Source organism: Nostocoides japonicum T1-X7 (assembly GCF_001046855.1).
Taxonomy (GTDB): Bacteria; Actinomycetota; Actinomycetes; order Actinomycetales; family Dermatophilaceae; genus Nostocoides; species Nostocoides japonicum.
Map to the genome: position 1 here is coordinate 2,719,874 of NZ_HF570958.1, position 14,796 is coordinate 2,734,669.

A 14,796-nucleotide genomic window follows, 5' to 3' on the forward strand; every position below is an offset into this window, starting at 1 on the left:
GGTCCCTTCTCGGCGGGGGCGGCGGGACGCCACCGGTGCCGGCGCCGTCGCTGCAGCTCGTCGTCCTCGCCTGGAGCCCCACCCGGGTCGCGCCCGTGCGGATCGACTCCTACACGGCCCACGAGACGGGCTTCGACGCGCTCCTCCAGCCGGTCCAGGCGACGGTCGACCTCTCCGTCACGGTCCTGCGGACCCGCGACCTCAATGCCGACCAGATCCTCGCGAACGTCATGGCGACCGCCTACCAGGTGGCCCGCACGACACTCTCCGTGGCGGGGATCGCCCAAGGGATCGAGCTGTCGACATGACCGGCCGCTACGACGGGCAGCCGACCCTCGACGTGCCCCAGGACGACGGGACGACCCGCCCCATGTCGACGCCTCGCGTCAGCGTCGCGCCGGCGGCCGACGTCCGCTACCCCGTGCGGGACGGCGACCGGCTCGACCTCCTCGCCGGCACGGCATACGGGGACACGACGCGGTGGTGGGTCATCGCCGACGCGAACCCGCGCGAGAACCCCCTCGACCTCCAGCGGACCGGCACCGACCTGGCGGTGCCCGATGCCTGAGACCCGCACGACCCTCACCGTCGCCGGCGCGCCGCTCGGGGAGCACGACCTCGACCTCGTCGAGAACCTCACGGTCGAGGAGTCGCTCGGCGCCCAGGACCGGGTGAGCGTCACCGTCGCGCTCGCGACGAGCAATGCGAGCGCGTGGACGAGCTCGCTCGACGCCCTCGTCGCTCCGGCAGCTCCCCTCCGGATCACCCTCGTGCGCGGCGGGGCCACCGTCGACGTCGACGCACGGAGCGTCAGCGCCCGGTGGCAGTTCGCCCCCGGGGCGCTGTCGACGATGACGGTCGAGGGCCTCGACCGCAGCGTCGAGCTGGACCGCGAGGACGTCCAGCGCCTGTGGCAGGACACGAACGACGCCGCCATCGCCGAGACGATCTTCTCCGAGCACGGACTGGCCGCCCAGGTGGGCTCGACTCCCTCCGGCGCCGACTCCCGCACTTACTCCCCGCAGCAGAGCAGCACGGACTGGCGCTTCCTCACCGGGCTCGCGGACCGCAACGGCTTCGACGTCCACGTCGAGATGATCGACGGTGTCGCGACCGGCGTGTTCCAGCGCGTCGACGTCCTCGCGACGCCACAGGCGACGCTGACCCTCGGCTACGGCGACCTCGGCGGCCCGGCGAGCGCCTCCGTGCAGCTCCTCTCGGGGCAGACCGTGCACGTCACCCGCACGGTCCCCGGCACGGCCGACACCGACTCGGCCACCGACGACGGGACCGCCCGTGCCATGGGCGAGCGTCCGCTCGGTGGCGCGACCGTCGTCCGCACGCACAAGGCCGGAGCGCTCGCCGCGGTCGACGCGCAGACGACGGCCACGGCGATGGCCGAGCGCAGCGCGTTCGGTGCCTCGCTGTCGGTGACGCTCACCTCGCCGGACGCCCCACTCGTCCGGGCCCGGCACACCGTGACCGTCGCGGGCCTCGGGGAGGCGCTCGACGGGCTGTGGCTCGTCCGCTCGGTCCGGCACACCGTGACACCGGGAGGGCACACCCAGGCCCTCGGTCTCGTGCGCAACGCCCTCGGACGGGCCGGGGGCGGGGGCCTCGCAGGCCTGTCGGGTGCGGCGACGGCCGCCGGTGCCGCAGCCGTCGGCGCAGCGGCGGGGGTGTCGCTGTGACACCCGTCGACCTCCCCGAGCTGACGGTCGCGACGTCCGGTGGGTCGCCGACCCTCTACCACGGCCTCTTCCCCGGCGTCGTGACGGACAACGACGACCCGGAGGCCAAGTGCCGCATCAGGGTGTCGGTTCCGGAGGTCCTCGTCGACGGCGACTCCGGGTGGTGCCAGCCGGCCCTGCCCTACACGGGCGACGGTGCGGGCCTCGCGGTCGTCCCGCCCGTCGGCACGCAGGTGTGGGTCCAGTGGCCCGGTGGCGACCTGTCGGCCGCGCCCGTGTGGTCCGGCGGCAGCTATGCCGCCGGACAAGCCGTGAGCGGCGCCGGCCCGAAGACGCTCATCATCCTCACGCCGGGAGGGCACCGGATCGAGCTGTCCGACGACAGCCAGGCGCTGACGATCACCTCCTCGCAGGGACCCGTCGTCACCCTCGACTCCTCGGGCGTCTCCATCGACAACGGCCAGGGTGCGAAGGTCGTCATGCAGGGCCCGAAGGTCGACGTCAACGACGGCGCGCTGGTGGTGCAGTGATGCCCGGCTACGTCCTCACCGCCTCGACCTCGGCCACCTGCCCGCACGGCGGCCAGGTGAGCTTCGTCCCCTCGCAGTCCCGCGTCCTCGCCGACGGGTCGCCCGTCCTCCTCGCCGCCGACCTCGCGACGATCGCCGGCTGCCCCTTCAACGTGTCCGGCGCTCCGAGCCCCTGCGTCACGATCCAGTGGCTCCTCCCCTCGACCCGGGTCATGGTCCAGGGGTCGCCGGTCCTCCTCAGCACGAGCGTCGGCCTGTGCCAGGCCGCGACCCAGGCGCCCCAGGGACCCGCCCAGCTCGTCGCATACCAACAGCGGGTGCAGGCGACATGACGACCTTCCCGCAGGAGCCGTGGCGGATCGGCCCGAGCCGGCGCCTCGCCACCCGTGCGCCGCTGGACCACCTCGACGACCTCGTCCGGCTCGTCCTGCTCACCGGCCCGGGCGAGCGGCTCCACCGCCCGGGGTTCGGATCGGGGCTCGGCGCGTCGACGCTCTTCCAACCGCTGACCGACGACCTCGCGGGGACCGTCCGAGCCCGGGCCCGGGGCAGCCTCACCTCCGCCCTCGGGGACCGCCTCGACGTCGTCGACGTCACGGTGACCGTCGCCGACACGACGCTGTCCGCCGAGGTGACCTACCGGCCCAAGCCCGCCGGCGAGACCCGCACCGTCACCCTCACCCTCCCGGCGGCCGTGCTATGACAGATTACAACGCCTGGAGCCAGCCGGAGCAGCCGACGGCGAGCGCGGTCCTGCGGCCCAGGGCGCTCTTCGCCGGGGGACCCGTCGTCGGGCTCCGGGCCGCGTCCGCGACAGCCTCCGGGTCGGTCCGGACCGTCTCGGTGTGGCTGTATGCCGATCCGCAGCCGGGTCTCGTCGACCCCGCCCTGTGGGGGTTCGACGGGTCGCCGACCGTGACCGTCGTCGCGCCGGGGACCGTCGTCCCGGCGGGCACCGACGTCGACGGAAACCCCGTGCCGGCCCATCTCGAGCTGCCCGTCTCGGCCGGGGGCGGAGGGTTGCCCGGGCTCGCGCCCTATCGCCTCGGCGTCGACCCGGTCGGGCTCGGCGCGCTCGGGCTGTCGCTCGACCCGCTGCGACGCTATCTCCCGGTCCGTCTCCGCCCCGAGTGCGGTGACGTGCCCGACTGCATCACCGTCCCGGACCCATCCGGACCCCTCACGCCTCCGGACTACGACACGACGGCGCGCGACGACACCGCGTTACGGGCGATGCTCGTCGAGCGGCTCGGCGCGCTCCAGCCCGGCTACGACCCGTCGCCGGCCGACGTGACGATCACGCTCGTCGAGCTGATGGCCCACCTCGGCGACCTGCTCGCCTACCGCCAGGACCGGGCCGCGACCGAGTCGTGGCTCGGCACCGCCCGGCGGCGTGCCTCCGTGACGCGGCATGCCCGGCTCGTCGACTTCGCCGTGCCCCCTGCGACGAGCGCGGCCACCGTCGTCCAGGTGCTCGTGAGCCATCCTGACCTCACGGCGACCGACGCGAGCTTCGTCGTCGAACCCGGTGACGTCGCGACGAGCGCCGCCGGAAGTCCGGACGCCGAGCCGGACGCCGCCCACTTCACCGTCGAGACGCCGGCCCCGGCCGTCGTGCGGGCCTCGCACGGCGAGGTGGCTCTCCACGACTGGGGCGAGGTCGACGCCGTCCTGCCCGTCGGCGCGACGAGCGCGATCCTCGTGCGACCGCCGGCCGCGGACGGGCTCGCGGTCGCCGACTGGCTCCCGGCCGGCTCGCTCGTCGGCTTCGAGGTCGTCGATCCTGGGCCCGCGGGCGAGCAGACCGCCTGGGCGACGCGGACCCGGCCGTGGCCCCCGGACGACGGGACCGGAGGCCAGACCCGCACGCCGCTCGCGAGCTATCCCGCCCAGGTCGTGACGGCGACCCACGTCGTCGAGATGACCGACCCCCTGGCTCCGGCGCTGCCGCTCGTCCGGGTCTTTTGGGACGCCTCCGAGGCGCTCACCGACGAGCTACCCGTCAGCATCACCACGGCCGACGGCACGCCACGCGTCGCCGTCGCGCGGCTCGGGCTCCTGCCCGCCCACCACGGGCTCCCGGTCGACGGTGCCGACGCCATCGTCCCTCACGACCGGCTCACCGGAGACGTCCCCGACCCCGGCGTCACCGAGGTGTCCGACTACTGGCTCCCCCGAGCCGCGGGCGCCGGGCTGTCGTGCGCCCCCGGCGGTCGCCCCTGGCAGCTGGACAGCTCGGTCCTCCTGCCGAGCGGCGTCGCCGTCGAGGCGACCCGCGTCACCAGCCTGCTGCGCGCGCCGAGCGACGGCTTCGCGGTCGTCGTCGACCACGATGACGACGACCCTCCCCTCCTGCGCTTCACGACGGGCACCCTCGGGGTCGCGCCACCGGCGGGCAGCGCCGTCACCGTCCGCTACCAGGTCGGGTCGGGCCCGTGGGGCAACGTCGCTCCGAGCACCCTCACCCGGCTCGTTCGCACGACGACCTCTCCCGGCCTCCCGCTCGTCTGGCTCGAGGCAGGCGCCGGCGTCACCGCCCGCAACCTCATGCCGGGGGTCGGCGGTGGGGTCGCGCTCCCGCTCGACGACGTGCGCAGGGATGCGCCCCAGGCGTATGCCGCGGAGCCCCGCCGGGCCGTCCTCGTCAGCGACCTGCCGGCGTTCGCGCTCACCGTGCCGGATGTGGAACGCGCTGCCGCAGAACGAGACTGGTCGGGCTCCTGGCCGGTGGGGGTCGTCGCCGTCGAGACGACGGACGACCTCGCCGACCCGGCCGTCGATGCGGCCGTCGAGCAGGTCCTCGACGCCGTGCGGATGGCCGGCACGGAGGTCGTCACCGTGCCCGCCACCCCTGTCGGGCTCCTCGTCGCGCTCACCGTCTGCCTCACCCCGTCGACGGACTCGGCGACCGCGCGACTGCTCATCCTCGCGGCCCTCCGGCCCGGCCGCCCGGGAGCGGTCTTCGCCCCCGAGTCGCACACGCTCGGCTCGTCGGTCTACCTCTCCACCGTCGTCGCGGCGGTCGCCGCGATCCCTGGTGTCGACGCGGTGCGCGTCACCGAGGCGCGACGGCTCTCCGACCCGCCGGGAGGGAACGCGAGCGTCCTCGCGATGGCCCCGGACGAGATCGCCGTCTGCGACGACGACGCCTCCGCCCCGACGCGGGGCCGCATCGAGCTGACCATCGAGGGGGGACGATGAGCCGTCCCCGTCCCCGTGATCTCGTGCCTCGTCCCGACCCGGCGCCGGGTCAGTCCCACCTGCGGCGCCGGCTCGCCGACCGGCCCGACCTGCGGGACGCACTCCTCGCCGCCGTGGCCGAGGTCGTCGAGCCCGACGGCACTCCTCTCGGGTCGCGGCTCGACGTGGCCGGCGACCCGACCGTCGTCCTCGTCGCCGAGCTGTGGTCCCGCGTCGCCGACTCCGTCGCCGCCTACACCGAGCTCGCCGCCGGCGAACGCTACCTCCGCACCGCGCAGGACTGGACCGACCTGCGGCGGACGACCGACCTGCTCGGACACCGTCCCACGCAGCGCGTCGCCGCCCACGGGTGGATCCGCTGCACGACCGACGCGGGCGCGAGCCCGCTCGTCCCGGCCGGGACGCGGGTCCAGGCGCCGGGAACACCGCAGCGCGCGGCCCAGCCCTTCGAGGTCGTCGAGGACACCCAGCTGCGCGCCGACTGGGCAGATCTCACGGTGACCGCCGTCCCCAGCCCGCAGGTGCCGCCGGGCTCCGCGATCCGCCTGCTCCAGGACCCCGGCTGGCGCCCCTCGGACCGGGTGCTCCTCCTCGCGGAGCGGCCCACGGCATACGTGCCCCAGCCGTCGTCGTGGGGGGACTGGCTGCAGTGGATCCTCCTCTACTACTTCGGTGCCGCCTCGTCGTCGGCCGTCGTCGGCACCGTGTCGGTGACGAAGCGGACGGACGACCTCGGTGCGTTCCTCTTCACGATGGACCGTCCCCTGGCGCCGCTCATCCCCGCCGAGGCGGGCACGACGTATGCCGCATACCGCGTCCGCTCGAGCCTCCAGCTCGCCCGCCGGCTCGAGCTGCTCTCCTACGTCGACGGCGGCGTCGCGAAGACGGCGGCGGTGTCCTACGGCAGCGAGCCGGATGCCGTCCAGGCGGGTCAGCTCCTCGTCGTCGACGGGTCGGCCGCGACCCCCGGGATCGGGATCGTCGTCTGGAACGAGACCCAGGCCCATGTCACGACGGTGTCGTCGGTGGGCTCGCTCGACTGGTCGGTCGCCCCCGGCACGAAGCACCGCGTCGGAGTGGTCTCGCTGTCCGAGGCCATCCCATGGAGCCCGTCCGGCTCGGACCTCGACGTCGCGCTCGTCGACCCTCGTGTCCTCGCCCAGCACTACGAGCTGCCCGCACTCACGGCCGGGACGAAGGACCTGCGGATCCACCCCCGCCCGGACATCGACCACGTGCCGCCTCGCGTCGCCGTGGAGACGAGCGCGGGCTGGGAGCTCTCGACGTGCACGCTGTCCAGCGGTGACACCGCCGGCGACGTCGGAGGGATGCTCCTCACGCTGGGGGCCGGGTTCGCCGGCGACGCCGCAACCGCTCCGGCGACGGCCAACCTCGTGCCCATCGAGCACGGGACGACGAAGACGGGTCCGCTGACGCTCTCGGGGCCCACCGCCGTCGTGCCGGGTCCCGTGACCGGCGACGTCGACGCGACCGGGACGGTGGCCGACAGCCTCGTCGTCGAGGTGGCCGGCGTCCGGTTCGACGAGGTGCCGACCCTCTACGGGCGCGGGCCGTCGGATCCGGTCTACAGCAGCAAGATCGCCGCCGACGGCCGGCTCGTCCTCACCTTCGGCGACGGCGTCCACGGGGTCGCGCCCCGGGGCGAGGTGACGGCGACCTGGCGGGTCGGCGGCGGTCTCGCCGGCGAGCTCGACGCCACCCTCGTCGACACCCTCCTCGGGAGCGTCCGCGGCGTCCGCACGATCGTCGGCGTCGGCACGACGACCGGTGCCGCCGACCAGGAGGACCAGGGCCGGATGCGACGGGGCGCGGCAGCACGGATCCGGGCCCTCGACCGTGCGGTCTCCCTCGCCGACCTCGCCGACCTGGCCCTCACCGTCCCCGGGACGAGCCACAGCGCGGCCTGGCACGGTGCCGGTCCGCCGGGCTGCCCGTGCGGCGGGTTCGGCCTCCACGTCGCGATCCTGCGGACGACCGAGACGGGAGCACGAGCTCCGCTCGCCGCCGAGCTGACCTCCATGGCGGGCTACCTCGACGCGCGACGGGACATCTCGGTGGGCCTGTGCGTCTGCGCCGGCGTGTCGAGCGTCCTGCCCGTCACGGTGACCGTGGCGGCCGACCCGCGCCGGGACGCGACGGCGGTCGCCGCAGCCGTCGCGGTGGCCCTCGGCGACCCGGACGCCCCCCTGGCCCCCACGCCACGGGTCATGGGTGTGCCACTGGACGACAGCGACGTCGTCGCCGTCGTCCAGCCGGTCACGGGCGTCGTCGGCGTCGTCTCCCTGGCGGTCACGCCCGGCCTGCGGGTGCCGTCGGCCGGTGAGCTGGCCATCGGACGGACCCCGGCGGAGCGGTACGAGCTGCTGAGCCTCGGCCCCGCGGCGGTGGTGACGTCATGACCGATCCCGTGCGCCTGGACTTCCTCCGGATGCTCCCGCCCGCCGTCCTCGCGGCCCGGCCGGGTGACGACGACACCCCTCCTCTCCTCGCGCTCCTCGCCGCGCTCCAGGAGCAGTGGCTGGCGCTCGCGGCGGACGTCGACACGATCGTCGACGACGCCTTCCCCGACAGCGCCGCCGACTGGGCGCTCCCGTACCTGGCGGACCTCCTCGGTCTGCCCCCCGACGCCGGCCGTCGGGAGATCGGGTATGCGACGGCGCTGCGCCGGCGCAAGGGAACCCCTTCCGCCATCGAGGATTTCGGCGAGGTCGTCACCGGTTGGCCGACACGCGTCGTCGAGGGTTGGCAGGGCACCGTCTGGTGCCAGCAGCTGCGCCACCCCGTCCTGCGGACGGCATCGCTCGATCTGCGGGGCGGGGAGGGCCTCCTCGTCGGGACGGGCCTGGACCCGGCGCGCCGCTCCGTCACCCCGGGCGGGCCCTATCACCCCGCGGCCGTGAGCGCCGAGGTCTTCCCCTGGCAGCTCGTGACCTATGCCGACGTCGAGGCCGTCCCCCTCGGTGCCGGCCGGTTCTCCATGCACCCCCTCGGCGTCAGCGCCCCCCTCTACCTCGCGCCCCGGCCGCTGGAGATCGCCAGCGATGCCGAGGACGAGCGGCCGCCCGGAGTCCCGCCCGACCCCCGTGCCCCGCGCGGGGCGGCCGAGCTGCCGGTGCGAGCGACCTGGCGGATCGTGGACGCGCTCGGCGACGTGAGCTACGGGCCCGTGTGGACCCTCGCGCCGGACCACCCGCTGACGGCTCCCGGACCGGCCCTGCTGGAGATCACCGTCGACGGTGTTCCGTTGTCCTGGGCCGACATCGGGCTCACCGGACTTCCGCCGACCGGGGCTCCCGCGCCGGCTCCGACGCAGGTCCTCGTCGACCCGGCCCGCGCCGTGCTCGTGCCCGGTTCGTCGGTGACCGGCACCATCCGCACGACGTTCCACCGGGCGACCCCCGGCGCCCTCGGCCCGGGCGCGAGCACCGCGCAGGGCCGCGACGAGGTCGGGGTCGTCATCGTCGTCGACCCGTCCCTCGGCGGTCACGCCCCCGGGCAGATCGTCGTCGCCGACCTCGCCGGCGCCTTCGCCGCCGCGTCGGCCGCCGCGACGAGCACGAGCGCCGACGACGTGCCCCAGGTCGAGATCCGGCTCGTCACGAGCGACCGGCTCGTCGCGCCCGGCACCCTCACGGGCACTCCAGCGCTCACGCGCTGGCGGGTCGTCGCCCCGGTCGGCATGACCCCCGTCGTCGTCGGCGACCTGTCGCTGGACCTCAGCGACGTGAGCATCGAGCTGTCCGGCTTCTTCGTGACGGGTGACATCGTCGTCGGACCGGCGATGTCCGCCGTGAGCCTCGTCGGTGTGACGACGGATGCCACGCGTGGCAAGGGGATCCGTGTCGACCCGACCGCGTGGACCGTCCAGGTGTCGGCGTCCCACTGCCTCCTCGGGCCGATCCGCGCGGACCTGTCCGCCCACCCGGTGGAGCTGCACGACTGCGTCGTCGACGGGCTCGGCGCGGCTCCCATGCCGTGCGGCGGCGACCCCGGCGGCGACCCCACGCGGGCGGCCGTCGCGGCCGCGGACCGCTTCCCGCCGGACCTCGTCGCGACGGGGGTCACCTTCGCCGGACCGGTCGGCGTCGGCGAGGTCTGGGTCGCCGACTGCCTGTTCACCGTCGACCTGCGCGCCACGGTGACCTCGACCGGCTGTGTCCGGTACTGCCAGCTCGGCCCGGAGGACGACCCGCAGGCGCATCCCCCGGCATACCACTGCCTCACGGGACCCGTGCCTCCCTTCGGCGACGTCGGTCTCGACGGTGCCGGGTACTACGCACCGCTCCTCGCGCCCCCGGGCCCCGCTCCGGGACCGCCGCTCCTCATGGGCGCGAGCGACGGAGGGGAGATCGGTGGTTACCACCACGCCCGGCGCGGGCCGCTCGCCCTGCGCCTGGCCCAGCGGCTGCCGGAGATGACACCGCTCACCCTGCACACCCACCTGCTCATCGCCGAACCGGAGGACTGAGATGACCGGTGACATGACCAGCGTCCCGCTACGGTCGACGGACCGGTGGACCGCTGCGCGGATGCAGCAGGGCCGGGTGCTCCTCGACACCGACTGGAACCTCTCGCTCGACGGACCCGCCCGGGACACAAGGCAGCTCGCCGCCGACACGGTCGGGCCGGCCGGTGTTGCCGAGGGCAGCACGGCGTTCCAGGTCGCCCTGGCCGGTGGAGTGCTCACCGTCGGCGCCGGCTCGATGTGGGTCGACGGCCTCCTCGCGCGGAACCCCGCCGACCTCTCGTACGCCGACCAGCCGCTGATCGCCCCGCTCCCCACGTCCGGCACCTGGGTCGTCTACCTCGACGTGTTCCCGGAGGAGGTCCAGGCGGCTGAGGACGGCGACCTGCTCGACCCCGCGCTCGACGGCATCGACACGACGACGCGGACCCGCGTCGGATGGCGGGTGCGGCTCGGTGCCGCGCAGACGCCGACGTGCGGTGGGGCCACCTTCCCCGCCGCGGGCTCCACCGGCCTGCTCGACGTCGCCCGAGACGCCGCACCGGTGAGCCCCGACCCGTGTGCCCCGCCCGACGACCCCCGGACCCAGCTGCCCGACGGCCTCCTGCGGATCGAGGTCCTCGACGCCGGATCGGAGAGCACGGCCCGCTTCGCATGGTCGTATGCGAACGGCTCCGACGCGCTCGCCGCCACCGTCGCGGGAGCGGCGGTGACGCTCGCGCCGTCGCGGTCGATCCGGTTCCAGCCGGGCGATCTCGTCGAGGTGAGCGCCCTTGCGCGGCGGGAGGATCGCGTCGACCACGGCCCGCTCTTCTCCGTCCAGACGGTGGCCCCTCAGGCCGGTGGCGACCTCGTCACCCTCGCCGCGCCGAGCGGCCTGACGGGGAACCCTCCCGGCACCTGCCTGCGCCGCTGGGACGGCGAGACCGTCGGCGCGGCGGCCGCCGTGACGGCGACCCTCGGGGGCGTGGACGCGGGCATCACCTTCACCGCGCACTCGGGCTCCTACGAGGTCGGCGACTGGTGGGGGGTCCGGGTCCGGGGCAGTGCCGCCGACGCGGTGGAGACGCTGACGGCGGCCCCGCCGGACGGCATACGACACGCCTTCGCCTCGCTCGCCGTCGTCGACCTCGGCGCCGGGACCGTCCTCACCGACTGCCGGCCCACCTTCCCGCCGCTCACCGGACTCGACGACGACTGCACGTGCACGGTGACGGCCTTCCCCGGCGACGACCTCCAGGCCAAGCTCGACCTCCTTCCGGCGACGGGTGGCGAGCTGTGCCTCGCGGCCGGCCGGTTCGAGCTCGCCGCGGCCCTCACCGTCACGGACAAGCCGCGGGTCGTCGTCACCGGAGTGGGTCCCGCGACGGTCCTCGCCGCGACGGCCGGCGAGGCCGCGCTCGTCGCGACGCGGTGCGACGACATCGAGGTGACGCACCTGCGCGTCGAGACCTCCGTGCCACCGAATGTCGCCTCCCCGCCAGGGGATCCGGGCCTGCTCGGCGGCCTCAGCTTCCGCGCGGGTGCGGCGATCCGCGTCCACGACGTCGAGGTGCACGTCCCGGACAGCGGCGGGAGGAGCCAGTCCGCGATCTACGTCGTCGACGACGAGCAGGGCACCTCGCCCGAGGTCGTCGAGATCTGCGGGAACCGGCTCGAGGTCGGCGACCAGCAGGTGGGCATCCTCGTCGCGTCCGCCGGCTCGGCCCGGATCAGCGACAACCTCATCACCCTCACGCCGCAGCCGGTCGTCGGCGTCGTGAACCGGCTCGTGGCCCGTGAGCTCGGCCGGTTCGTCGCGTTCCACGCGCTGGCGGACGCTGGGTCCCCCCCACCCGCGCCGGCCCCTGCTCCCGCGCCGGCCCCTCCCGTGCCTGCGCCCGTGCCTGCTCCCCGTCCGGCCCCCGGCGCCGCCGGAGGGATCCGGCGGCTGCCGACCGGCATTCCCATGTCGCTGGGCCGTGTCGTCGACCTCGCCGACGGGACGAAGCTCGCCATCGACGGGTCCGCCCAGGTCCGCCGGGTCCTCACCGACTTCGCGAAGAACGTCTCGGCGACCCGGCTGGGGTCCGCGACGAACCTGCGGGCCGAGGTGGCCCGGTATGCCGCTGCCGCCGTCCTCGAGCCGCACCAGGCCGCCATCGGGACGGCGAGCGGTCGCTTCCTCGCCGCGGCGGTCCAGAGCTCCCGTGCGATCGGCCAGGGCATCGTCGTCGGCGGCTCGCGGGCCGCGCTCGTGCGCATCGACGGCAATGTCGTCGGCAGCTGCATCGAAGGCATCCACGTCGGCGTCCAGGCCCGGGGGCAGCGCCGCCTCACGGCGGTCCAGGTCGTCATCGAGGGCAACACGGTCGGACTGCGCGTGCCGTTCTTCTGGGGGCGCCAGCGGCACGCCGTCTACGTCGGCAACGTCGCGCGGCTCACGATGACCGACAACCACGCACAGCTCACGCGAACCGGGTCGCAGGACGGCACCCTCGTCGACGCGGTGCGGATCTGGGGCGTCCTCGGCAACTGGATCCAGGTGCGCGGACTCGACCTCACCGGACCGTTCCACACCGGTGTCGTCATCCGCGACGTCGGCCCCGGGCCGACACCGCGACGCTCGCTGCGCTTCCTCAGCGACGTCCTCAACGAGAACGGCGGCGCGGCCCTCGACGTGCCGGCGTCGTTCCAGTCCGAGCGTTGTCTGCCGTGAGGGGGAGGACTAGCATGAAGCCTTCAGGCATACTGCATCCGCGCGGTCGCGGCAGCCGCAGGTCACTGTCGACTGAGGGGTTCGAATCCTCGTATGGCTGGTATGCCGCAGGCCAGGCGCCGGCTCGTCCGGCGCCTCCTGCGCGTCTCGGGCAGGTCATGGGACCTGCCCGGACCCTCGGGGGGCGATGACGATGGCCTTCGCGTTCGACCTGAGGCCCGGGCCCGAGCACGACCTGAGCAGCGCACCCTCGCCCCGCACCGCGCGGCTGCCGGAGTCCCTTCGCGACGATCTCGCCGGCCGCTTCGGAACCCGCTTCGACGACGTCCACGTCACGCCGACCGCCTCGGCACAGACCGTCGACGCCCACGGGGCCGACGCCGTGACCGTCGGAAGCGGCATCGCCTTCGGCCAGTCGGCATACCAGCCGGAGTCGGGCTGGGGTCGTGAGCTCATCGCCCACGAGCTGGCCCACGTCGTCCAGCAGCGCGGCGGAACCGGCGGCCCACCCCTCGGCGACCCCGGGGCATACGAGCAGCAGGCCGACGCGGCGGCTCGGGCCGTCGCCACCGGACGCCCCGTCCCGGCGCTGTCCCCCGCCCCCGTCTCGGCCCAGGCGAGCATCTCGTTGCGTGACGTCGGGCGCGGTGAGCAGTCCGGGTTCGGCAGGGTGGGGGAGCTCGTCGAGCGGCTCAACCACGTGTCGGTCGGGCTGACCTTCTTCCTGCATCAGGTCGGGAACCTCGAGTTCCTCGAGTACCGGCGGATCCTGCCGCTCGAGCTGTGCAGCGAGTTCGACCGCCGGATGGTCGCCTTCATCGACGACCCGACCGAGGTCCCGTTGCGGTTCACCAACCGGCACGGGCTCCTCGGCTCGTGGAACCTCAACCCCGACGGCACGCGGACCTTCGTCGCCGAGGGCGGGGTCTTCGAGGACGCGTGGCAGTCCGGCTACGTCGACATCGACGACCTGCTCGCGAGCACCGACCTCGGGATCCAGGACGTGCTGCTCCACTTCGTCACCGAGCGCCGGGCCACGCCGAACTACGTGCATCGGATGGGGATCCCGGGTGGACAGCCGGGAGGTCTCGACACGCGTCCCGGGTTCGACAACGAGTTCCAGGCTGCCCACCGCCGTGGCCTGTTGGCCGAGCTGGCGCTGCTCCGCGACTACTTCAGCGACCCGGGCATCCATGCGATCGACCTCCAGGCGCGCCGGTTCCGCAGCACCCGCGGTGACCTCATCCGCGTGCGGGTCACCGAGGGCCGCACCGCGGCGACGGTCGGCACCCAGGCGATCTCCTTCGAGGTCGTCCTCCACGACACCCACGCCGTCATCACGGCCGAGGAGTACCGGGACCTCCTGGACCGCGAGCGTCTCGCGGCACCGGCCGCCGCCGGAGCGGGTGCGGCCGGTCCCTGAGCCCGTCCAGCGCTCAACTGCGGTGGGACTCCGACACCGAACGGACCCTGATGAGGCCGATCTGGAGGAGGAGCACGGCCACCGCGAGCGCCCAGACGAGCGGGCCCCACGGCTGTGCCGCATGAGCCGCGAGCCACGTGAACAGGCCCGCGACGACGACGGCCGCGGCCGCCGGGAGCGCGAGCCAGGCCAGGAGCATCGTCGGCCCCGTGCCAGGCCGGAACGCACTCGTCGGCGGCTGTCCCCGGAAGGCCGACAGCAGATGGCTGCCCGCGAGGATGACGCACATCGGCACAACCCACGCGATGCTCAGCCCGAACCGTGTCCCGGAGACGCCGTCGGCCCAGGCCGTGCCGGCGGCGGCGACGAGGCCCGCGACCGCGAAGGCGACCACCGGCGCGACGAGATGGGCGGTGGCCTCTTGGCGCGGCGGGATGCCGAGCAGCGGTGGGGTTCCTGCATTGTCGCCGAGCAGCCGCAGGCCCTCCGCGAACGCGCCGAACCCGAGGTAGCAGGGGAGCACCGCCACGGCGGGCATGAGGAGCGGGACCTCGGGCCGGTCGAGGCACCAGGTCACCGCGGCCACGCCGACGAGGGAGAGGACGACGCCGTATGCGGCGCCGCCGGGCATCCGGCGCAGCCCGAGGACGTCCCGGCGGACGATGACGAGCCAGGGCCGGGCGGCCCGCAGGCGCAGCCCGCGTCCGCGGGTGACCGGGGCCGCGACCTCGAGGCGGACGGCGCGCAGGTCGCCGGCGAGGATGCCG

At 74.6% G+C, this 14,796-nt stretch carries 11 protein-coding genes and 1 pseudogene; 11 read left to right on the plus strand and 1 reads right to left on the minus strand.

The window, feature by feature from the left end; translation table 11 throughout:
• The 11 genes from BN12_RS12180 to BN12_RS23425 form a co-directional block, all read left to right on the plus strand.
• Positions 1 to 308, plus strand: a 308-nt coding sequence (locus tag BN12_RS12180; protein WP_048552804.1) for a hypothetical protein, incomplete at its 5' end; no start/stop codon positions are given.
• Positions 305 to 568: a hypothetical protein gene (locus BN12_RS12185; protein ID WP_048552806.1), complete on the plus strand. Its 264-nt coding sequence runs from the start codon at positions 305 to 307 to the stop codon at positions 566 to 568. The genes BN12_RS12180 and BN12_RS12185, both read left to right, overlap by 4 nt.
• On the plus strand, positions 561 to 1,691 hold the full coding sequence (locus BN12_RS12190) for a phage late control D family protein (RefSeq protein ID WP_048552808.1): 1,131 nt from the start codon (positions 561 to 563) through the stop codon (positions 1,689 to 1,691). Before BN12_RS12185 ends, BN12_RS12190 begins: the two co-directional genes overlap by 8 nt.
• A complete protein-coding gene (locus BN12_RS12195) occupies positions 1,688 to 2,221 on the plus strand; it encodes a phage baseplate assembly protein V (RefSeq protein ID WP_048552810.1) in 534 nt (177 codons plus the stop codon). The genes BN12_RS12190 and BN12_RS12195 overlap by 4 nt, the downstream gene beginning before the upstream one ends.
• Positions 2,221 to 2,553: a hypothetical protein gene (locus tag BN12_RS12200; protein ID WP_048552811.1), complete on the plus strand. Its 333-nt coding sequence runs from the start codon at positions 2,221 to 2,223 to the stop codon at positions 2,551 to 2,553. The genes BN12_RS12195 and BN12_RS12200 overlap by 1 nt, the downstream gene beginning before the upstream one ends.
• The gene (locus BN12_RS12205) at positions 2,550 to 2,924 is read left to right on the plus strand and encodes a GPW/gp25 family protein (protein WP_048552812.1); all 375 of its coding nucleotides are present in this window, start codon (positions 2,550 to 2,552) and stop codon (positions 2,922 to 2,924) included. Before BN12_RS12200 ends, BN12_RS12205 begins: the two co-directional genes overlap by 4 nt.
• Entirely contained in the window at positions 2,921 to 5,422 is a 2,502-nt protein-coding gene (locus tag BN12_RS12210) for a baseplate J/gp47 family protein (RefSeq protein ID WP_048552814.1), read from the plus strand. The genes BN12_RS12205 and BN12_RS12210 overlap by 4 nt, the downstream gene beginning before the upstream one ends.
• The gene (locus BN12_RS12215) at positions 5,419 to 7,842 is read left to right on the plus strand and encodes a baseplate J/gp47 family protein (RefSeq protein ID WP_157635470.1); all 2,424 of its coding nucleotides are present in this window, start codon (positions 5,419 to 5,421) and stop codon (positions 7,840 to 7,842) included. The genes BN12_RS12210 and BN12_RS12215 overlap by 4 nt, the downstream gene beginning before the upstream one ends.
• Complete coding sequence (locus BN12_RS12220) at positions 7,839 to 9,911, plus strand: hypothetical protein (protein ID WP_048552819.1); 2,073 nt, start codon at positions 7,839 to 7,841, stop codon at positions 9,909 to 9,911. Before BN12_RS12215 ends, BN12_RS12220 begins: the two co-directional genes overlap by 4 nt.
• Positions 9,912 to 9,924: 13 nt before the next feature.
• Positions 9,925 to 12,606 carry a DUF6519 domain-containing protein gene (locus BN12_RS12225; RefSeq protein ID WP_157635471.1) on the plus strand — a complete coding sequence of 894 codons (2,682 nt, stop codon included), beginning with the start codon at positions 9,925 to 9,927 and terminating at the stop codon, positions 12,604 to 12,606.
• A gap of 187 nt (positions 12,607 to 12,793) precedes the next feature.
• The gene (locus BN12_RS23425; protein ID WP_053080025.1) at positions 12,794 to 14,029 is read left to right on the plus strand and encodes an eCIS core domain-containing protein; all 1,236 of its coding nucleotides are present in this window, start codon (positions 12,794 to 12,796) and stop codon (positions 14,027 to 14,029) included.
• A 13-nt stretch (positions 14,030 to 14,042) separates the two neighbouring features.
• Here BN12_RS23425 and BN12_RS12235 read toward each other — a convergent pair.
• Positions 14,043 to 14,796, minus strand: a pseudogene (locus BN12_RS12235) (hypothetical protein); the annotation flags it as partial.